Origin of the sequence: Trabulsiella odontotermitis, assembly GCF_030053895.1 — a bacterium.
Lineage (GTDB): Bacteria > Pseudomonadota > Gammaproteobacteria > Enterobacterales > Enterobacteriaceae > Trabulsiella > Trabulsiella odontotermitis_C.
The window spans coordinates 2,163,550-2,182,782 of record NZ_CP125781.1 but is presented as its reverse complement, the minus strand read 5'-3'; the positions used below and the strand labels follow the sequence as shown (position 1 = coordinate 2,182,782).

The window sequence follows — 19,233 nt, the reverse complement described above, 5'->3', positions numbered from 1 at the left end:
GGCGCTTCCAGCCCTATAAAGTATCATCTTCGCCTTACCTGCGAAACGGTTAACCGCAATGTCACATATTGATCTGCGGTTAATTTCACCGAAAATCAACCCTCGTTACGGCAGCGGATCGCGCTTTTTGATGTCCTGCGCCTCTTCCCCTGGCGGCGTGAGCGGCCCGCAGATGCGCTGCGCCAGCCATGTCGCCAGCGTCACCAAAAGCCATGACATCAGCGTTGCCACCACCAGGTCCCGCGGCCAGTGCATCCCCAACAGCAGTCGACTGCCCATTACCGCAGTGGCCCACACCAGCAGGACAGCAATGGTCAGCATGCGACGACGCGGCCAGAGCAGCCCGACGCCCAGCAACGCCCAACTGGCGGCAAACATGGTGTGGCCGGACGGAAAGGCAAATCCGGTTTCTTTTTGCCAGTGTTTGCGTAAAAAGTGTGGAATTTCCGTCTGTTGCGCCAGCTGTTTTTTCACCAGGCTGGCCCGGTCCTTGCGCTTTAAAGTGTAGAACTCCTCAACGGGGATCTGCTGTGTTTTTTCCAGCCAGATGACGAAGGGACGCGGCTCCTGCACCCGCTCTTTAACCCAGGACTTCATGCCCTGGCCGATGAGAATAGCGCCCGCCAGAATAGCAAACAGCATGATGGCCGCACGCAGGCGAAAACGCAGGCACCAGAGAAACCAGCCGCACAGCAGAATGTGGGTGATGATCCCCCACGGTTGCGTCACCGTTTCCGTCATCCAGTAAAGCAATTTAAGCCAGTGGCTGTCCTGTCCCGGCGCCCAGCGCCAGCCGGAAACCCAGACCGCGAGCGGCATAATCAGTAGCAGCGCCGCACCGAGAGTGGTACGTCTGGCAATAGAAAGCATCTGAACTCCTTATCTTCTGTCTTCCCTCATCATAACTGAAAATCCACGTGACGGTAAAAGTGACAAAATTGTGCGCTTTGTGCAGACCCTTCGGTGAGTGATTAGGTGAAGTCTGTCGCACTGTGGCAAAATAACGGCAAACAGAAGGCACACTACGTGCCGGAATAGTCTGGAGAATCACATGCAGCTTAAACGTGTGGCAGAAGCCAAACTGCCAACCCCCTGGGGCGATTTCCTGATGGTGGGCTTTGAAGAACTGGCAACCGGGCAGGATCATGTCGCCTTAGTTTTCGGCGATATTTCCGGCCAGATACCTGTACTGGCGCGTGTCCATTCAGAATGTCTGACGGGCGACGCGCTTTTTAGTCTGCGCTGTGATTGCGGTTTCCAACTGGAAGCGGCGTTAGCCCATATTGCTGAAGAGGGTCGTGGTGTTCTGCTGTATCACCGCCAGGAAGGACGTAACATTGGCCTGCTAAACAAAATTCGCGCGTATGCCCTGCAGGATCAAGGCTATGACACGGTCGAAGCGAATCATCAGCTTGGTTTTGCCGCCGATGAGCGTGACTTCACCCTCTGCGCGGATATGTTCAAACTGCTTGGCGTCGACGAAGTGCGACTGCTGACCAACAACCCGCGCAAAGTCGAAGTACTGACCGAGGCGGGCATTAATATCGTTGAGCGCGTGCCGTTAATTGTCGGACGCAACCCGAAAAACGCCGGATATCTGGATACCAAGGCGGCGAAGATGGGCCACCTTCTCGACGAATAACTCACAACGGCGCCCTCACGGCGCCGTTTTTTGTTATGTGTTTTTATTATTCCCGCCGGTTAATGTTATTCCTGAGTTATATTTCTGTTATTTAGGACTTTTTTGCGACTTTTTCTCGCCATACAATAAACGAACAGCTGGTATTATTTCTCCACGCCTCGCAAGGAGAGTCTTGTGAATTAATTTTCATTTTATTTATTGTTTATTACGTTATGTTTTCTATTCATATATTCAGCCTCCGAACGTTGTTTTTTATTGCCTTGCTATCCGCGCATAGTGCGCTGGCAATGAATATCAGCCCTAAAATCACCACGCTGGGTGGGTCAACGGCTACAATGCTGTCAACGCCCGGTCATAAAAGCAGCCTGAAAAGCAAACTGATGAAACAGTATGCGAAATGGGAAGGCACGCCGTATCAGCTCGGCGGCCATCAGCGCCGCGGCATTGACTGCTCTGCCCTGATGCAGGAAATCTTTCGCGGCACGAAAACAATACGCCTGCCAAGAACCACCCGCGAGCAAAAACAGGAAGGCCGGCATGTGCGTAAACGGGCATTGCGTCCGGGTGATTTAGTCTTTTTTAAAACCTCGGCACGTACACGGCATGTCGGTGTTTATATCGGTAACGATGAATTTATTCACGCATCGCAGAAAGTGGGTGTGACGATTTCCAGTCTTAATAACCAGTACTGGGAAACACGTTACGAAACCGCCCGTCGCGTTACTGACGGCGTATAAAAAAATACCCGGCTTTGGCACCGGGTATTTTACAGTGTTTAATTCAGCATATTACGAATGACATAATGCAGAATACCGTCGTTCTGGTAATACGTTAACTCTGTCGCGGTATCAATACGGCAGCGACAAGGAATCACCTCCTGACGACCATCCGCATGGGTGACGGTCACCGGGATCGTGGCGCCGGGTTTAAGCTGGTTCAAATTGGCGATATCGATTTTTTCTTCCCCGGTCAGCCCCAGCGTTTTCCGCGTCGCCCCTTGCGGGAACTCCAGTGGCAGGATCCCCATGCCGATCAGGTTCGAACGGTGAATACGTTCAAACGACTCGGCGATGACGACACGAACGCCCAGCAAACGCGGCCCTTTGGCGGCCCAGTCACGACTGGAGCCGGAACCATACTCTTTACCGGCAATTACCGCCAGCGGTGTGTTCTCTTCTTTATAGCGCATGGCGGCGTCATAAATGGAGACCACCTCTGTGCCTGGCAGATGTCGTGTCATGCCGCCCTCAACGCCCGGTACCATCTCATTACGGATACGGATATTGGCAAAGGTCCCGCGCATCATTACTTCATGGTTACCGCGTCGTGAACCATAAGAGTTGAAATCGCGGCGCTCAACGCCGTGACTCAGCAGATAACGCCCTGCCGGGCTGTCGAGCTTGATGCTGCCCGCGGGTGAAATGTGGTCAGTGGTGACCGAATCGCCAAGCATAGCGAGAATGCGCGCCCCGCGAATATCTTCCACCGGTTTCGGCTGCGCTTGCATGTCATCAAAGAACGGCGACAGACGAATATAGGTGGAATCATCCTGCCAGCCGTAGGTATCGGAGCGCGTGATCTGAATGGCTTTCCATTCCGGCGTGCCTTCAAAGACCTCGGCATACTCTTTGTGGAACATCTCGGTGGAGACTTTCTCCACTTCGTGCGCGATCTCCTGACCGCTCGGCCAGATATCTTTCAGATAAACCGGATTGCCCTGCCAGTCGTGGCCCAGCGGATCGGTGGTCAGGTTGATATTCATGTTGCCCGCCAGTGCATAGGCGACCACCAGCGGCGGCGACGCCAGCCAGTTGGTTTTCACCAGCGGATGAATACGCCCTTCGAAGTTACGGTTGCCGGAAAGCACCGCGCCCACGGTCAGATCGCCCTGTTTTATCGCGGTTTCGATGGGATCAGGCAGCGGCCCGGAGTTACCGATACAGGTGGTACAGCCATAACCGACGAGGTTGAAGCCGAGGGCATCCAGCGAGGTGGTAAGCTGCGCGTGGGCTAAATAGTCAGAGACCACTTTCGAACCGGGCGCCAGCGAGGCTTTGACCCACGGCTGCGGTTTCAGGCCGCGATCGACCGCCTTTTTCGCCAGCAACCCTGCCGCCATCAACACGCTGGGGTTTGAGGTATTGGTGCAGGAGGTAATCGCCGCGATCACCACTGCGCCGTCCGGTAACTGATATTGCTGACCGTTCAGCGTAAAATCGACAGGTCGGTGATCTTTCTGCGCCGCATTGACTTCCAGCTCGTTGCTGGCGGCAAAGGCTTTTGGCACATCGGCCAGCGATACGCGATCCTGCGGGCGTTTTGGCCCGGCGAGGCTGGCTTCTACATCGGCCATATTCAGTTCAAGCGAGCTGGTGAACACCGGTTCGTCACCGGTATTGCGCCACATCCCCTGCGCTTTGGCGTAGGCTTCCACCAGCGCCACCTGCTCTTCACTGCGTCCACTGAGCAACATATAGTCCAGCGTGACGGCATCAATCGGGAAGAAGCCGCAGGTCGCGCCGTATTCCGGCGACATATTGCCGATGGTGGCGCGGTCAGCCAGTGGCAGTGAATCCAGGCCGTCACCATAAAACTCAACAAATTTGCCCACCACGCCGTGCTTACGCAGCATCTGGGTGACGGTCAGCACGAGGTCAGTGGCAGTGATCCCCTCGCGCAGTTTGCCCGTCAGTTTGAAACCCACCACATCCGGGATCAGCATCGACACCGGCTGTCCGAGCATCGCCGCTTCCGCTTCGATCCCACCCACGCCCCAGCCAAGGACGCCGAGGCCGTTGATCATGGTGGTGTGGGAGTCAGTACCGACCAGCGTATCCGGGTAAGCCACCCATTCCCCATTCTGCTCTTCACTCCAGATGGCTTTGCCTAAATATTCCAGGTTAACCTGGTGGCAGATGCCTGTACCCGGCGGGACCACGCTGAAGCGGCTGAACGCCTGCTGGCCCCAGCGCAGAAAGACGTAACGCTCGTGGTTACGCTCCATCTCCAGACGTACGTTTTCGCCGAACGCGTCGTCATTACCAAAATGATCGACGGTCACCGAATGGTCAATGACCAGATCGACAGGCGAAAGCGGGTTAACTTTGGCGGTATCGCCGCCGAGGCGTTTGACAGCTTCACGCATCGCGGCCAGGTCAACGACCGCCGGAACGCCGGTAAAATCCTGCATCAGTACCCTGGCGGGACGATAGGCAATTTCTCGGTCGGCATGAGCGCTCTTCAGCCATCCGGCCAGGGCATGAATGTCTTCTTCTGTGACGGAATCTCCGTCCTGCCAGCGCAGCAGGTTTTCCAGCAGCACTTTTAACGATTTCGGCAGACGGGAAATGTCTCCAAGCTGTTTAGCAGCCAGCGGCAGGCTGTAGTAATGATACGTTTTATCTTTGACCTGCAGTGTGTCCTTACTGGCTTCTCGTAGGGTCGACGACATAGCTCCTCCTTAATGACAGAAATGAAGATACCCTGATAATCCACAGGGTCTGTTATTAAAGATAACACAAACATGTCGTAACGATTTGATAACAACCCAAAATGATAAATCAGAAAATTTCTTTGCCGGCAGGAAAAGCAAAACCCGGCGACAGGGCCGGGTTTTTGCGGAGGATTAGTTGATCAGCATCCAGGCCATCTGGCCCCAGAACAGGACCGATAGCGTGAAGGCACCGATCCACGACCAGTATTTCATCTCGCTATGTTGATTCATAATTCCACTACCATTTAAGTATTTATTCAACTGAACCGCCTTCTCAGGCAGAGCGTATATTGCTGATGTGCATAATAATATGCTGATAATCAGGATAAATAGTCCTGATAATTAAATGGGTTTATTTAATTGATTATTGTTTCTTAGATTCGTCTTCGGCAAAGGCGTCAATAAATGACTGCTGTTGCGGCGTCAGTTTCCAGGACGGCGGAACCGTTGTCCTGACCTTAGCGGACGCTTTAACTTTGTCATCAGATTTACACATTGGTTTTGCTGACTGAAACTGACCAGAAACGACCATTCTTAACCCCAGAATTTCCAGATGAGCAATGCGACGACAATCCAGAACAGCGCTGAACCCAGAAACACCGCTAGCCAGGCTTTGCGCTTGAGCGCCGGATCCCTTTGCGGCCCTTCGCTTCCTGATGGCATCGCTAACCTCTTACAATCGACATCGCTTATCATTTTGGCACCAAACAATCGGTACAAGTAATCATCACTGAGATAAATCCTAATTAAAAATTAGCCAAAAATCCAGTGAATTTACTCAATTCCACCATGGAATAATTCAATCTTTTGACGGCAAATAAATAATTGACCCACAAAATTTGCGCTACGGATAAATAGTCTCTACTTTTGTCGGGCTCTGGCGACACTTTAGTACTAGTAAAGTATTAGTGTGGAGGGAAAATTGATTAATACAGAAATGATAATGCGCGCAGTTCTAATTTAGCTTTAGTGATCTAATTCACGATATCCCCGTTTCCGGGGATACCATTATCACCCGTGGAATTATTTCTCCGGCAATTTAATATCTTTAAACATCTCTTCAATGTCGTCATTCGAGCGTAGTGCGACGGCGGTATCGACCACATCACGCGTCAAATGTGGCGCAAAGCGCTGAATAAAATCATACATATAGCTACGCAGGAAGGTGCTGCGGCGAAAGCCGATTTTGGTCGTGCTGTGGCTGAAAATTTCATGAGCATCAAGCTTAATCAGATCGGGATCGGAGACCGGATCTACCGCCATACTGGCGATAACCCCAACGCCAAGCCCCAGACGAACGTAGGTTTTGATGACGTCCGCGTCCGTGGCGGTAAAAACGATGCGCGGTGTCAGCCCGGCGCGGTTGAAGGCGGTGTCGAGCTCAGAACGGCCGGTAAAACCGAAGGTATAGGTCACCAGCGGATACTGCGCCAGTTCCTCAATGGTGACAGAGGATTTCGACGCCAGTGGATGTTCCGGCGTTACGACGATAGAGCGGTTCCAGTGGTAGCACGGTAGCATCACCAGATCGTCGTAAAGATGCAGCGCTTCGGTGGCAATGGCGAAGTCGGCATTGCCTTTAGAGACGGCTTCGGCGATTTGCGTCGGCGAGCCCTGGTGCATATGCAGTGAAACGCGCGGATAACGTTCGATGAACCCCTTGATGACACCAGGTAGCGCGTAACGGGCCTGGGTGTGGGTAGTGGCGACATACAGTGAGCCTTTATCCGGCCAGGTGTGTTCCCCGGCCACTGACTTGATGGCATCCACTTTTGACAGTACTTCACGGGCGATACGGATAATTTCCTGCCCGGCGGGTGTTACCTGCGTCAGATGCTTACCGCTGCGGGCAAAAATCTGGATCCCCAGCTCATCCTCCAGCATACGCACCTGCTTACTGATGCCAGGCTGTGAGGTATAAAGACCTTCAGCCGTGGAAGAGACGTTCAGATTGTGATTAACGACCTCAACGATATAGCGGAGCTGTTGTAATTTCATGGCGGGTATCCGGTGTTGACTCGGCGATATCCATCGCTTAAGACGATTAGAGAATAAAAATAGGGTTAACTATAACCACTATATCATTTATACCGGATGTGTATAGATGGGAACAAAAAATAATAACAAGGTTATAAAAAAGGGCCACAACGTGGCCCTTTTTGTTGAAATGTACTGGAAAATCTGAGGATTATTTCTTCCCTTCCACCCATTTCCCGTCAACGAAGAAGGCAGACCAGCCTGTGGCTTTCCCCTCTTTTTCGGACGCAACATACTGCTGTTTGGTTTTGCGGCTAAAGCGCACCATCGTTTTGTTGCCTTCCGGATCCTGCTGCGGCGCATCGGCCAGGTAACGCAGTTTTTCCGGCAGACGATCGCGGAAGAGGAACAGCTCTTCCACCAGCGGCGCACGGGTTTCGCGTGATTTCGGGAAGGTATTCGCCGCCAGGAACACACCTGCCGCACCGTCGCGAAGCACGAAGTAGGCGTCAGATTTCTCGCATGGCAGCTCCGGCAACGGTACCGGATCTTCCTTCGGCGGCGCGACTTCGCCATTGCGCAGGATTTTACGCGTGTTCTTACAGTCGTCGTTGGTACAGGCCATGTACTTACCGAAACGCCCCATTTTCAGGTGCATTTCAGAGCCACACTTCTCACATTCAACGATCGGACCGTCGTATCCCTTGATGCGGAACTCGCCCTCTTCAATCTCGTAGCCGTCGCAGGTCGGGTTGTTACCACAGACGTGCAGCTTACGTTTTGGATCGATCAGATAGCTGTCCATCGCCGTGCCACATTTCGGGCAACGACGTTTTGCACGCAGCGCGTTGGTTTCGGCGTCATCGCCTTCCAGCACGTTAAGCACTTCGTTTTCCGGCACCAGGTTGATGGTGGTTTTGCAGCGCTCTTTCGGCGGCAATGCGTAACCGGAACAACCGAGGAACACGCCAGTGCTGGCGGTACGGATCCCCATTTTACGGCCACAGGTCGGGCAGTCGATGCTGGTCAGCACCATCTGGTTCGGCTGCATGCCGCCCTCTTCCGGATCTTTTTCCGCCGTTTCAAGCTGACGGGTAAAATCGCCGAAGAAGTTATTCAGCACCTGTTTCCATTCGGCTTTATGGTTTGCCACCTCATCGAGGTGATCTTCCATCTGCGCGGTAAAATCGTAGTTCATCAGATCGCGGAAGTTGTCTTCCAGACGGTCGGTGACGATCTCACCCATTTTTTCAGCGTAGAAGCGGCGGTTTTCCACCCGCACGTAACCACGATCCTGAATGGTGGAGATGATGGACGCATAAGTCGACGGGCGGCCGATACCGCGTTTTTCCAGTTCACGCACCAGCGACGCTTCGCTGAAACGCGCTGGCGGTTTGGTGAAGTGCTGCGCAGGCAACAATTCGACCAGTGACAGCGTGTCGCCCTGATTTACCGCTGGCAGCGTGCGATCTTCATCGCCCTTACGCAGCGCAGGCATCACTTTCGTCCAGCCGTCAAAGCGCAGCGTACGACCACGCGCTTTCAGTTTGAACGCGCCCGCTTCCACGGTCAGGGTGGTGGAATCGTACTGCGCTGGCGTCATCTGACAGGCGACGAACTGGCGCCAGATCAGCTGATACAGTTTCTGCGCATCCGCTTCCATATCCTTCAGGCTTTCCGCCATGACGCTGACGTCAGACGGACGAATCGCTTCGTGCGCTTCCTGAGAATTTTCTTTGCTGGCGTACAGATTGGCGCTGGCAGGCAGGTATTTCTTGCCGAAATTATCACCGATATAACCGCGCACCATGCTCAGCGCATCCTGGCTCAGGTTAGTGGAGTCAGTACGCATGTAAGTGATGTGGCCCGCTTCATACAGGCGTTGCGCCATCATCATGGTTTTCTTGACGCCGAAGCCCAGACGCGTGCTGGCGGCCTGTTGCAGCGTGGAAGTGATGAACGGCGCGCCCGGCTTGCTGCTGGTCGGTTTGTCTTCACGCTCCACGACGCTGTAGCGCGCTTTTTCAAGCAGGCTCACCGCCGCCATGGTCTCGTCGCGGGTCACCGGACGGAACGGTTTGTCGTTCTGGTGAGTCACTTCCAGCGGCAACGCATCGCCCGCAGGCGTAGTTGTATTCGCACCGATTTCCCAGAATTCTTCCGGGACGAAGGCTTTGATTTCACGCTCGCGCTCCACCACCAGACGCACGGCCACAGACTGGACGCGCCCGGCGGATAAACCACGGGCAATTTTCTTCCACAGCAGCGGAGAGACCATGTAACCCACGACGCGGTCCATAAAACGGCGCGCCTGCTGGGCGTTCACACGATCAATATTCAGTTCGCCGGGTTGTTCGAACGCCTGACGAATCGCGTTTTTGGTGATTTCGTTAAACACCACGCGGCTGTAACGTTTGTCATCTCCACCGATCACTTCCCGCAGGTGCCAGGCAATGGCTTCCCCTTCGCGGTCAAGGTCGGTTGCGAGATAGATGTGGTCGGCTTTTTCCGCCAGTTGTTTGAGCTCTGAAACTACCTTTTCTTTACCCGGCAGCACTTCATACTGTGCTTTCCAGTCATGCCATGGGTCAACGCCCATACGGTTGACGAGAGCACCACGTTCATCCTTCTTCGGCTTCTTAGCCGTTTTGGTGGAGGTAGAGTCGGCGCTCTTTTTGGAGGCTGAGCCACTTGTCGGCAAATCGCGGATATGACCGACGCTGGATTTCACCACGTAGTCATTTCCCAGATACTTATTGATCGTTTTGGCTTTTGCCGGGGACTCAACGATAACGAGAGCTTTACCCATATTCACCTTTACCTGATTGAATGCATCGCACACAGATTCACCTTCCACTGGCGACGAGCCCTGATATTGCGGCGACGTCAATGGATATCAACCCCGTATCTGAACCGAGCCCGGAAAACCGGCGCCAGATGGCTGAGTTTACTGACGTTTTCCCGTCAGGTGGTATAGCACGAAGAATTTTCGGTCGATTGTCAAGCAAATCTGATACCAGATTGCTGAAAGCGTGACACTCTACCTGATAAAATTCGTTACGCAACTTTATTAGCATGCAAACGCAGATCCTGCCAGCGGTGTAACTTATTCCATTTCCCTGGAAAAACAAGGGGAAATTTGCCGATAATTGGCTTGCGGCGTAGACTAACGCCAGAGATTTAAGGAGTAAATAATGCAAGGTACAACCCAACCCATCGACAAACTAACCTTACTGGCAGAGGCGAACCGTCTCATTCGCGAGCACGAAGACACCATGAAGGGCATCGAGGCGACCGATGTCACCCAGCGTAACGGCGTGCTGGTATTCAGCGGCGAGTATTATCTTGATGAGCAGGGCTTGCCCACCCCGAAGAGCACCGCAGTATTCAACATGTTTAAATACCTGGCGCACGAACTCTCAGAAAAATACCATCTGATCGATTAAACAAAAACGCGAGGCCAGGCCTCGCGTTTTTGCTTTTACAGCATCGGTTTCTGACCGCGCTGCCACCAGCGCAATAGCAGCCTGTCGGCGCTTTCCGCTGCGCTGCCGGTCAGGCGGTCCAGCATCCGTTTGCGTTGCAGGTAACGGACGCTGATCACGTCGCGACCATCCATCAGGCTCAGCAGCAGATCGTCGCTGGTGCCGACGGCATCGACCAGCCCTTTCTCCTGCGCCTGAACGCCATACCAGTGTTCGCCGGTGGCGACTTGATCAATATCCAGTTCCGGACGCATACGCTTCACAAACGATTTAAACAGCAGATGAGTTTCGTTCAGATCTTCGCGAAACTTCTGTCGCCCTTCGTCGGTATTTTCGCCGAGTAACGTCAGCGTGCGCTTATACTGCCCGGCGGTGTGCAGCTCAACGTCGATGTCTTTGTTTTTCAGGAAACGGTTAAAGTTGGGGATCTGCGCCACGACACCAATCGAGCCAATGATGGAGAACGGCGCGGCAACGATTTTGTTCGCCACACAGGCCATCATATAGCCGCCGCTAGCCGCGACTTTGTCTACCGCCACCGTCAGGGGAATGGCTTTCTCACGCAGGCGTTGCAGTTGCGATGCCGCGAGCCCGTAACCATGTACCACGCCACCAGGACTTTCGAGACGCAGCACGACTTCATCCTGCGGTTTTACGACTGCCAGTACGGCGGTGATCTCTTCGCGCAGGCTGCTCACTTCGTGGGCGTCCATACTGCCTTTGAAATCAAGCACCCAGACGCGGGGTTTCCCGGAGTCTTGCAGGCTGCCCTGCTTCGCTTTGGCCTTTGCGGCTTTGGCTTCCTGCTTGCGCTTTTTCTTCTGCGCTTTATGCCAGAGCTTTTGCTGCGCGTTGTCGAGCATGGCGACTGACATATCTTCCTGCATATCCTGATACTGTTCGCTCAGGTTGGTTACCCGCAATTCGCCGCGCTGTCGTTTCCGTTGTGTCAGGTTAACGATGATGGTTGCAACGACGGCAATCGCCACCACGACGGTGACAATCTTTGCTAAAAACAACCCGTATTGAGAAAGTAATTCCACTCTTCCACCTTGGTTAAGTTCACCCAACATTCGCGCTCAGTTTACATCACACCCCGGGCAGCGTCTCTGGCGTTATTCTACGCTGCGAGCCGCCTTCCCGTTTTTTTCCAGACCAATGAAACCGTTGCAAAATGTTAACAGTGCGATGGACTTTCCGCCTGGCTGATTGTAATGAGGCGCTATTTCAGGCATAAAGCCGAAATGTCTGATGAAATGAACACAGGTCTGGTCCGAAAGTGACCCGCCAGGGAGTTGCCGTGCATTACCAACCACAGCGCGATTTACTGCAAAATCGCATTATTCTGGTCACCGGCGCCAGCGACGGTATTGGTCGCGAAGCCGCATTAACCTATGCCCGCCACGGCGCCGCCGTGATCCTGCTCGGGCGGAATGAAGACAAACTTCGCGCCGTCGCGCAACAAATTGAAACCGAAGGGCTCCTTCCCGCCCACTGGTTTACCCTCGACCTGCTGACCTGCACGCCGGAAGCGTGCCAACAACTGGCGCAGAAAATCGCTATTCATTCGCCGCGCCTGGATGGCGTGCTGCATAACGCGGGCTTGCTGGGCGATGTCGCGCCAATGGCGGAGCAGCGTCCGGAGGTCTGGCAGCAGGTGATGCAGGTCAACGTAAACGCCACCTTTATGCTGACGCAGGCGTTGCTTCCTTTATTACTCAAATCCGATGCCGGTTCGCTGGTCTTTACTTCGTCGAGCGTGGGTCGTGAAGGCCGTGCCAACTGGGGTGCCTATGCCGCCTCGAAATTCGCTACGGAAGGTATGATGCAGGTGCTGGCGGAAGAGTATCAGGGCCGACTGCGCGTGAACTGTATCAACCCGGGCGGCACCCGAACCGGCATGCGCGCCAGCGCATTTCCGACGGAAGATCCGCAAAAGCTGAAAACCCCGGCGGATATTATGCCAGTCTACCTGTGGCTGATGGGCGATGACAGTCGCCGCAAAACAGGGATGACGTTTGACGCGCAGCCGGGCCGTAAACCGGGGATCGCACAATGAGTGATGAACGTTACCGGGAGCGCCAGCAGCGGGTAAAAGAAAAAGTCGACGCCCGCGTGGCGGCAGCGCAGGACGAACGCGGCGTCCTGATGGTGTTTACCGGCAATGGCAAAGGTAAAACGACAGCCGCGTTCGGCACCGCCGCGCGCGCTGTCGGGCACGGCAAAAAAGTCGGCGTGGTGCAGTTTATTAAAGGCGACTGGCCCAACGGCGAGCGCAATTTACTTGAACCGCACGGCGTTGAATTTCGGGTGATGGCGACCGGGTTTACCTGGGACACGCAAAACCGGGAAAGCGATACCGCCGCCTGCCTCGCCGTGTGGCAACATGGCAAACGCATGCTTGCCGACGCCTCTCTCGATCTGGTGGTGCTTGATGAGCTCACGTATATGGTGGCGTACGACTATCTGCCGCTGGAAGAGGTGCTGACCGCGCTGAAAAATCGCCCGGCGCAGCAATCGGTGATCATCACCGGTCGCGGTTGTCACCGGGAGATTACGGCGCTGGCAGATACCGTCAGCGAGCTCCGTCCGGTAAAACATGCGTTTGATGCCGGCGTCAAAGCGCAGCCAGGAATTGATTATTAAAGCCCTGCGGCGGGAAACGGTGACAGGGGCGGCGTTTGCCCCTGAACCGGGAGAGAAGATTAGCCGTTGTTGTTGCGGCTACCAGAGCGGCGATTGCTGCTGACCTGGCTATGGCGCTTCACGGCGCGGCGAATCTGATTCGCCTTCATACGGCGACGATCCTTCTCGACCGCCACTTTAGATTCAGTTTCAGGCTTCAGCCCCACCAGCTCGCGCAGGTAGTTAGTCTGTGCCAGATCAAGCTCTGTCCAGCCGCCGCGCGGCAGGCCTTTTGGCAGCGGAATGTCACCGTAGCGTACGCGGATCAGGCGGCTGACCTGCACACCGACCGCTTCCCACAGTCGACGCACCTCGCGGTTACGCCCTTCCGTGAGAGTGACGTTGTACCACTGGTTAATGCCTTCACCACCGCTGAACTTAATGGTTTTGAACGCCGCCGGGCCGTCTTCCAGTTGAACGCCGCGCGCCAGATCGCGCACTTTGCCCTCTTCCACCTGACCAAACACGCGCACCGCATATTCGCGTTCAACTTCACGGCTCGGGTGCATCAGACGGTTCGCCAGTTCGCCGTCAGTGGTGAACAACAGCAGACCGCAGGTGTTAACGTCCAGACGACCGACAGCAATCCACCGTGCGCCGCGCAGTTTCGGCAGGCGGTCGAACACCGTCGGGCGCCCTTCCGGATCGTTACGGGTACAGAGTTCGCCTTCCGGTTTGTAGTACGCCAGTACGCGGCAAATCTGCTCGGTGGATTCTTTTACGGAGATAAGATGACCATCAATGCGGATCCGCAGACCCGGGGTGATTTCCACGCGGTCGCCCAGCGTGGCAATTTTGCCGTCCACGCTCACGCGGCCGGCTTCGATAATGGATTCAATTTCACGACGTGAGCCGTGGCCCGCACGGGCCAGCACTTTCTGCAATTTTTCGCTCATAGAGCTTCCTATAGGTGTCGCCTTCACAGGCGTCTGGGTATACTTTATAAAACAATGAGTTAACCACAAAAAGACAGTAACTCACTGATATGAAACTATTTCAGGGTAAACAACGTGCTTCACACGCTGATTCGTGGGCGCACATACTACACGAACTTTAGTCTAAATGATTCATCTAGTTTCATCAGCCATGTTGAAACCGCTGCGGTTTAAACGACGCTGGCAGGATGATGGGGCACCTGATAACCTTCGTCTGGCTTACCCAACCTGCACTGGCACCAGGTCGCCAGAAATTCCACGCAGACTCTGAGCTTCACGCTGCGATACAGCGGTTCCTGATAAACGGCCCAGATGTTGGCGCTTTGCGCGTATTCCGGCAGTACCTGTACCAGTTTGCCGCTTGCCAGAAACGGCTGCACATCCCACTGCGAGCGCAGCATGATGCCTTTCCCTTCCAGCGCCCATTGCAGCACAATTTCACCACTGTTGGAGGAAAGATGCCCGCTCACTTTGACCGATTTTTTCGTTGAACCATTATCCAGTTCCCATATTCCGTGCGTCATATCACGTTCTTTTGTCACCAGGCAATCATGTTGACTTAATTCCTGCAAGGTATGCGGCATGGGATATTTCTGCAAATATGCCGGGGAAGCGCATAATATTCGCTTGTTCTTTGTTAACAAATGAGCAATATAATAATCAGGGATCTCATCATTAATGCGGATATCCAGATCGATATTATCCTGCACCAAATCAATCTGCCGATCGAAGAGCTCAAAATGAACCTGTAGCTCAGGGTAAATGCGCATCAGTTCGGTGATGGCAGGCGCAATATGACTGCGGCCAAATCCGAAGCTGCAACCAATGCGGATCATCCCTTCTGGTCGCATTCTGATTTGCGTGACCTCATCGATTAACCGCTGATATTGCGTGAGGATCGCCAGCGCCTGTTCGTAGCATCGTTGCCCGCTCTCTGTGAGTACTACAGCTCGCGCTGAGCGGTTAAGCAGCGTGGTGCCCAGGGTTGTCTCCAGAATCTGAATCCGCTTCGTGACAAACGCCGGCGTTTGCCCCAGCGCGGCGGCCGCTGCGCTAAAGCTTCCCGTGTGGACAATTTCCACCAGCACCTGCAGATCTTTGGCTAAGGGCCACGTTTTCAGCATCTTCGAATTACCCTCGGTGTTAATACCTGCAGTGTAATTCATATCAATGCGTTAATTCCTGCCCTTGCTCAATTTTCATCGTCTTTTTCCGGCGTGATTTACAAACTGTTAATTGCATATACACAGTTCCAGAAAATATAAAACCACACTTTTAATGATAGTTTTATCCGGAGAGTTTGTTTCCAGATAAATAAAAGAACTGGAGTTAACAGGATGAGCAATCAAAATAAACAAGATGCGGTTAATAAATTGACGGAAATTGTCGCCAGTTTTACCGCCATGATTTCCACCCGGATGCCCGACGACGTGGTGGATAAATTAAAACAATTGCGGGACGCCGAAACCTCAGCCATGGGGAAAATCATCTACCACACGATGTTCGACAACATGCAAAAGGCTATCGATCTGAATCGACCGGCTTGTCAGGACACTGGCGAGATCATGTTCTTTGTGAAGGTCGGTTCCCGCTTCCCGTTGCTGGGTGAACTGCAACGTATCCTTAAACACGCGGTGGAAGATGCCACGGTAAAAGCGCCGCTGCGCCATAACGCGGTCGAGATTTTTGACGAAGTGAATACCGGGAAAAACACTGGCAGCGGCGTGCCGTGGGTGACCTGGGACATCATCCCGGACGGCGACGACGCGGAAATCGAAGTCTACATGGCCGGCGGCGGCTGCACGCTGCCAGGGCGCTCAAAAGTGCTGATGCCGTCTGAAGGCTATGAAGGCATCGTAAAATTTGTCTTTGAAAACATCTCAACGCTGGCGGTAAATGCCTGCCCGCCGGTGCTGGTCGGCGTGGGGATTGCTACGTCCGTTGAAACCGCTGCCGTGCTTTCGCGCAAAGCCATCCTGCGCCCTATCGGTACCCGCCATCCGAATCCGAAAGCGGCAGAGCTCGAACTGCGTCTGGAAGAAGGGTTGAACCGGCTGGGGATTGGTCCACAGGGGCTCACCGGCAACAGTTCGGTGATGGGGGTACATATCGAATCCGCCGCGCGCCACCCGTCAACGATTGGCGTGGCGGTTTCCACCGGTTGCTGGGCACACCGCCGCGGTACGCTGCGGGTCCATTCTGACCTCTCCTTCGAAAACCTGTCTCATACCCGGAGCGCGTTATGAAAAAGATCCTGACAACCCCGATCAAAGCCGAAGACCTGGAAGACATCCGCGTGGGTGATGTTATCTACCTGACCGGTATGCTGGTTACTTGCCGCGACGTCTGTCACCGTCGGCTGATCGAACTCAAACGCCCCATCCCGTACGACCTGAACGGTAAAGCGATTTTCCACGCCGGGCCGATCGTGCGTAAGAACGGTGAAAAGTGGGAAATGGTCTCCGTCGGCCCAACCACCAGCATGCGTATGGAAGCCTTTGAAAAAGAGTTCATCGAGCAGACCGGCGTCAAACTGGTGGTCGGTAAAGGCGGCATGGGGCCACTGACGGAAGAAGGCTGTCAGAAATTTAAGGCGCTGCACGTGATCTTCCCGGCGGGCTGCGCCGTGCTGGCGGCAACCCAGGTTGAAGAGATTGAAGAAGTGCACTGGACGGAACTGGGCATGCCAGAGTCGCTGTGGGTATGTCGCGTAAAAGAGTTCGGGCCACTGATCGTTTCGATAGACACCCACGGCAACAACCTGATCGCCGAAAACAAAAAAATGTTCGCTGAGCGTCGCGGCCCCATTGTCGACGAAATCTGCGAGCACGTGCATTACATCAAATAACCCTTCCGGAGAGACACGTTGTCTCTCCCTTCATGCAGGGATACGACTATGGCACCATTAACTCATTGGTGGCGATATCTGGCTCCGCTGGTGGTCATCGCCATTATTGCTGTTTTGCCCGTTCCCGCCGGTCTTGAGAGCCACTCCTGGCTCTATTTCGCGGTCTTTACCGGCGTCATCGTAGGACTCATTCTGGAGCCTGTACCGGGCGCGGTCGTGGCGATGATCGGTATTTCGATTATCGCCGTCCTCTCGCCCTGGCTGCTGTTCAGCCCGGAACAACTCGCCCAGACGGGTTTCAAATTTACCGCCAAAGCGTTGTCGTGGGCGGTTTCGGGTTTTTCCAACTCCGTTATCTGGCTGATTTTCGCCGCCTTTATGTTTGGCACCGGTTATGAAAAAACGGGGCTTGGTCGGCGTATCGCGCTGATGCTGGTCAAAAAGATGGGGCATCGCACGCTGTTCCTGGGTTACGCGGTGATGTTCTCTGAACTGATCCTCTCCCCTGTGACACCGTCCAACTCCGCGCGCGGCGCGGGGATCATCTACCCAATTATTCGTAACCTGCCGCCACTGTATAACTCACAACCTGGCGACGGCAGCGCCCGCTCCATTGGCTCTTACATTATGTGGATGGGGATCACCGCCGACTGCGTGACCAGCGCCATTTTCCTGACGGCGATGGCGCCTAACCTGTTGCTGATTGGTCTGATGAAGAGCGCCTCCCATACCGCGCTGAGCTGGGGAGACTGGTTCCTGGGCATGCTGCCGCTGAGCATTCTGCTGGTGCTGCTGGTGCCGTGGCTGGCGTATGTGTTGTACCCGCCGGTACTGAAATCAGGCGATCAGGTACCGCGCTGGGCAGAGGCGGAACTGAAGGCCATGGGGCCGCTCTGCACACGCGAAAAACAGATGCTGGTGCTGATGGTCGGCGCGCTGGTGCTGTGGATCTTCGGCGGAAGTTATATTGATGCCGCGATGGTCGGCTACAGCGTGGTCGCGCTGATGCTGGTATTACGCATCATCTCCTGGGATGACATCGTCAGCAACAAATCGGCGTGGAACGTCTTCTTCTGGCTGGCATCACTGATAACCCTTGCCACCGGCCTTAACGACACCGGTTTCATTACCTGGTTTGGCAAGCTGCTGGCAAACGGACTGAGCGGTTACTCGCCGGTAATGGTGATGGTCGCGCTGATCGTGGTGTTTTATTTATTGCGCTACTTCTTCGCCAGCGCAACGGCGTATACCTCCGCGCTGGCGCCAATGATGATCGCGGCCGCGCTGGCCATGCCGGACATTCCATTACCTGTATTCTGCCTGATGGTCGGCGCCGCTATTGGCCTCGGCAGCATTCTCACGCCATATGCGACTGGTCCAAGTCCGATTTACTACGGCAGTGGTTATCTGCCGACGGCAGATTACTGGCGGCTGGGCGCCATTTTCGGGCTGGTTTTCATGGTGTTGCTGGTCATCACCGGGCTTACCTGGATGCCTCTCGTTTTACTGTAAATCCCGCAGGGGCGACATGACCGTCGCCCCGTTGGTTACAGGAACGGTTTAACGTCACCGACACCTTCACGCACCACCACTGGCGCTTCATCGGTCAGATCGATAACCGTGGTCGGTTGCTGGCCCAGATAACCGCCGTGAATGATCAGGTCAACCTGTTTCTCCAGACGGTCTTTGATCTCTTCCGGATCAGACTCGGTAAAATCGCTACCCGGCAACATCAGCGAGGTGGAGAGCATCGGCTCGCCAAGCGCTTCCAGCAGCATCTGCGCAATCGGATTCGACGGCACGCGCATGCCAATGGTTTTACGCTTTTCCTGCAACAGGCGGCGTGGCACCTCTTTGGTCCCCTTGAGAATGAACGTGTAGTTGCCTGGGGTGTTGTTTTTCATCAGGCGGAACGCGACGTTGTCGACATACGCATAGGTCGACAGCTCGGACAGATCACGGCACATCAGGGTAAAGTTATGCCCGTCCGGAAGATGACGGATGCGACAGATGCGTTCCATCGCCCCTTTATCTTCAATTTTGCAGCCCAGCGCATACCCGGAATCAGTGGGGTAAACGACAACGCCACCTTTACGCACGATTTCCACGGCCTGGTTGATCAGGCGGGCCTGCGGATTGTCCGGATGAATATAAAAAAACTGACTCAT

19 protein-coding genes are annotated in these 19,233 nt (G+C 54.4%); 8 read left to right on the top strand and 11 right to left on the bottom strand.

Annotated elements, in window-relative coordinates; translation table 11 throughout:
- Positions 1-105 precede the first annotated feature (105 nt).
- A complete protein-coding gene (gene pgpB / locus QMG90_RS10465; protein WP_283283739.1) occupies positions 106-870 on the bottom strand; it encodes a phosphatidylglycerophosphatase B in 765 nt (254 codons plus the stop codon).
- Between the two features lie 181 nt (positions 871-1,051).
- Here pgpB and ribA point away from each other — a divergent pair, with 181 nt between their 5' ends.
- Together ribA and QMG90_RS10455 are read left to right on the top strand one after the other, a co-directional pair.
- Positions 1,052-1,642, top strand: coding sequence for a GTP cyclohydrolase II (gene ribA / locus QMG90_RS10460; RefSeq protein WP_038154295.1), 591 nt, complete (start codon positions 1,052-1,054; stop codon positions 1,640-1,642).
- A 287-nt stretch (positions 1,643-1,929) separates the two neighbouring features.
- Positions 1,930-2,379 carry an NlpC/P60 family protein gene (locus QMG90_RS10455; RefSeq protein ID WP_283283738.1) on the top strand — a complete coding sequence of 150 codons (450 nt, stop codon included), beginning with the start codon at positions 1,930-1,932 and terminating at the stop codon, positions 2,377-2,379.
- Between the two features lie 38 nt (positions 2,380-2,417).
- Here the strand turns inward: QMG90_RS10455 and acnA are convergent, their stop codons facing one another.
- The 6 genes from acnA to topA all read right to left on the bottom strand — a co-directional run bounded on the left by acnA (position 2,418) and on the right by topA (position 9,921).
- Positions 2,418-5,093 (bottom strand): aconitate hydratase AcnA, encoded by a 2,676-nt coding sequence (gene acnA / locus QMG90_RS10450; protein ID WP_283283737.1) that lies wholly within the window; start codon positions 5,091-5,093, stop codon positions 2,418-2,420.
- Between the two features lie 174 nt (positions 5,094-5,267).
- Positions 5,268-5,366: a small membrane protein YmiC gene (gene ymiC / locus QMG90_RS10445; RefSeq protein WP_235501647.1), complete on the bottom strand. Its 99-nt coding sequence runs from the start codon at positions 5,364-5,366 to the stop codon at positions 5,268-5,270.
- 133 nt (positions 5,367-5,499) lie between these two features.
- Positions 5,500-5,631 carry a hypothetical protein gene (locus tag QMG90_RS10440; RefSeq protein WP_283284030.1) on the bottom strand — a complete coding sequence of 44 codons (132 nt, stop codon included), beginning with the start codon at positions 5,629-5,631 and terminating at the stop codon, positions 5,500-5,502.
- A 38-nt stretch (positions 5,632-5,669) separates the two neighbouring features.
- Positions 5,670-5,831: a YmiA family putative membrane protein gene (locus QMG90_RS10435; RefSeq protein ID WP_072170945.1), complete on the bottom strand. Its 162-nt coding sequence runs from the start codon at positions 5,829-5,831 to the stop codon at positions 5,670-5,672.
- A 327-nt stretch (positions 5,832-6,158) separates the two neighbouring features.
- Complete coding sequence (gene cysB, locus QMG90_RS10430; protein ID WP_283283736.1) at positions 6,159-7,133, bottom strand: HTH-type transcriptional regulator CysB; 975 nt, start codon at positions 7,131-7,133, stop codon at positions 6,159-6,161.
- Between the two features lie 190 nt (positions 7,134-7,323).
- Positions 7,324-9,921 (bottom strand): type I DNA topoisomerase, encoded by a 2,598-nt coding sequence (topA, locus tag QMG90_RS10425; RefSeq protein WP_283283735.1) that lies wholly within the window; start codon positions 9,919-9,921, stop codon positions 7,324-7,326.
- Between the two features lie 385 nt (positions 9,922-10,306).
- On the opposite strand from topA, the gene QMG90_RS10420 reads away from it, so the two are divergent.
- Positions 10,307-10,558 carry a YciN family protein gene (locus QMG90_RS10420; RefSeq protein ID WP_283283734.1) on the top strand — a complete coding sequence of 84 codons (252 nt, stop codon included), beginning with the start codon at positions 10,307-10,309 and terminating at the stop codon, positions 10,556-10,558.
- 35 nt (positions 10,559-10,593) lie between these two features.
- On the opposite strand, the gene sohB is transcribed toward QMG90_RS10420, so the two are convergent.
- Positions 10,594-11,640: a protease SohB gene (gene sohB / locus QMG90_RS10415; protein WP_283283733.1), complete on the bottom strand. Its 1,047-nt coding sequence runs from the start codon at positions 11,638-11,640 to the stop codon at positions 10,594-10,596.
- A gap of 257 nt (positions 11,641-11,897) precedes the next feature.
- Between sohB and QMG90_RS10410 the strand changes: the two genes are divergently transcribed.
- Both QMG90_RS10410 and cobO read left to right on the top strand, forming a co-directional pair.
- Complete coding sequence (locus QMG90_RS10410) at positions 11,898-12,656, top strand: YciK family oxidoreductase (RefSeq protein ID WP_283283732.1); 759 nt, start codon at positions 11,898-11,900, stop codon at positions 12,654-12,656.
- Entirely contained in the window at positions 12,653-13,243 is a 591-nt protein-coding gene (cobO, locus tag QMG90_RS10405; RefSeq protein WP_283283731.1) for a cob(I)yrinic acid a,c-diamide adenosyltransferase, read from the top strand. Before QMG90_RS10410 ends, cobO begins: the two co-directional genes overlap by 4 nt.
- Before the next feature lie 59 nt (positions 13,244-13,302).
- Here the strand turns inward: cobO and rluB are convergent, their stop codons facing one another.
- Positions 13,303-14,178 carry a 23S rRNA pseudouridine(2605) synthase RluB gene (gene rluB, locus QMG90_RS10400; protein ID WP_283283730.1) on the bottom strand — a complete coding sequence of 292 codons (876 nt, stop codon included), beginning with the start codon at positions 14,176-14,178 and terminating at the stop codon, positions 13,303-13,305.
- Positions 14,179-14,387: 209 nt separating this feature from the next.
- Entirely contained in the window at positions 14,388-15,341 is a 954-nt protein-coding gene (gene ttdR, locus QMG90_RS10395) for an L-tartrate utilization transcriptional activator TtdR (RefSeq protein WP_283283936.1), read from the bottom strand.
- Positions 15,342-15,554: 213 nt separating this feature from the next.
- Here ttdR and ttdA point away from each other — a divergent pair, with 213 nt between their 5' ends.
- Genes ttdA through QMG90_RS10380 form a run of 3 tightly spaced genes read left to right on the top strand, consistent with a single transcriptional unit; the run spans position 15,555 to position 18,577 of the window.
- On the top strand, positions 15,555-16,463 hold the full coding sequence (gene ttdA / locus QMG90_RS10390; RefSeq protein ID WP_283283729.1) for a L(+)-tartrate dehydratase subunit alpha: 909 nt from the start codon (positions 15,555-15,557) through the stop codon (positions 16,461-16,463).
- Positions 16,460-17,065: a L(+)-tartrate dehydratase subunit beta gene (gene ttdB, locus QMG90_RS10385; RefSeq protein ID WP_283283728.1), complete on the top strand. Its 606-nt coding sequence runs from the start codon at positions 16,460-16,462 to the stop codon at positions 17,063-17,065. Before ttdA ends, ttdB begins: the two co-directional genes overlap by 4 nt.
- A gap of 48 nt (positions 17,066-17,113) precedes the next feature.
- The gene (locus QMG90_RS10380; protein ID WP_283283727.1) at positions 17,114-18,577 is read left to right on the top strand and encodes an anion permease; all 1,464 of its coding nucleotides are present in this window, start codon (positions 17,114-17,116) and stop codon (positions 18,575-18,577) included.
- Between the two features lie 35 nt (positions 18,578-18,612).
- On the opposite strand, the gene QMG90_RS10375 is transcribed toward QMG90_RS10380, so the two are convergent.
- A complete protein-coding gene (locus QMG90_RS10375) occupies positions 18,613-19,233 on the bottom strand; it encodes an L-threonylcarbamoyladenylate synthase (RefSeq protein WP_283283726.1) in 621 nt (206 codons plus the stop codon).

Excerpts from the sequence above, each read along its gene's own strand:
- pgpB (WP_283283739.1), bottom strand. The coding sequence starts at position 870 with ATGCTTTCTATTGCCAGACGTACCACTCTCGGTGCGGCGCTGCTACTG.
- ribA (WP_038154295.1), top strand. The coding sequence starts at position 1,052 with ATGCAGCTTAAACGTGTGGCAGAAGCCAAACTGCCAACCCCCTGGGGC.
- QMG90_RS10455 (WP_283283738.1), top strand. The coding sequence starts at position 1,930 with ATGAATATCAGCCCTAAAATCACCACGCTGGGTGGGTCAACGGCTACA.
- acnA (WP_283283737.1), bottom strand. The coding sequence starts at position 5,093 with ATGTCGTCGACCCTACGAGAAGCCAGTAAGGACACACTGCAGGTCAAA.
- ymiC (WP_235501647.1), bottom strand. The coding sequence starts at position 5,366 with ATGAATCAACATAGCGAGATGAAATACTGGTCGTGGATCGGTGCCTTC.
- QMG90_RS10440 (WP_283284030.1), bottom strand. The coding sequence starts at position 5,631 with ATGTGTAAATCTGATGACAAAGTTAAAGCGTCCGCTAAGGTCAGGACA.
- QMG90_RS10435 (WP_072170945.1), bottom strand. The coding sequence starts at position 5,831 with ATGATAAGCGATGTCGATTGTAAGAGGTTAGCGATGCCATCAGGAAGC.
- cysB (WP_283283736.1), bottom strand. The coding sequence starts at position 7,133 with ATGAAATTACAACAGCTCCGCTATATCGTTGAGGTCGTTAATCACAAT.
- topA (WP_283283735.1), bottom strand. The coding sequence starts at position 9,921 with ATGGGTAAAGCTCTCGTTATCGTTGAGTCCCCGGCAAAAGCCAAAACG.
- QMG90_RS10420 (WP_283283734.1), top strand. The coding sequence starts at position 10,307 with ATGCAAGGTACAACCCAACCCATCGACAAACTAACCTTACTGGCAGAG.
- cobO (WP_283283731.1), top strand. The coding sequence starts at position 12,653 with ATGAGTGATGAACGTTACCGGGAGCGCCAGCAGCGGGTAAAAGAAAAA.
- rluB (WP_283283730.1), bottom strand. The coding sequence starts at position 14,178 with ATGAGCGAAAAATTGCAGAAAGTGCTGGCCCGTGCGGGCCACGGCTCA.
- ttdR (WP_283283936.1), bottom strand. The coding sequence starts at position 15,341 with ATGCTGAAAACGTGGCCCTTAGCCAAAGATCTGCAGGTGCTGGTGGAA.
- ttdA (WP_283283729.1), top strand. The coding sequence starts at position 15,555 with ATGAGCAATCAAAATAAACAAGATGCGGTTAATAAATTGACGGAAATT.
- ttdB (WP_283283728.1), top strand. The coding sequence starts at position 16,460 with ATGAAAAAGATCCTGACAACCCCGATCAAAGCCGAAGACCTGGAAGAC.
- QMG90_RS10380 (WP_283283727.1), top strand. The coding sequence starts at position 17,114 with ATGGCACCATTAACTCATTGGTGGCGATATCTGGCTCCGCTGGTGGTC.
- QMG90_RS10375 (WP_283283726.1), bottom strand. The coding sequence starts at position 19,233 with ATGAGTCAGTTTTTTTATATTCATCCGGACAATCCGCAGGCCCGCCTG.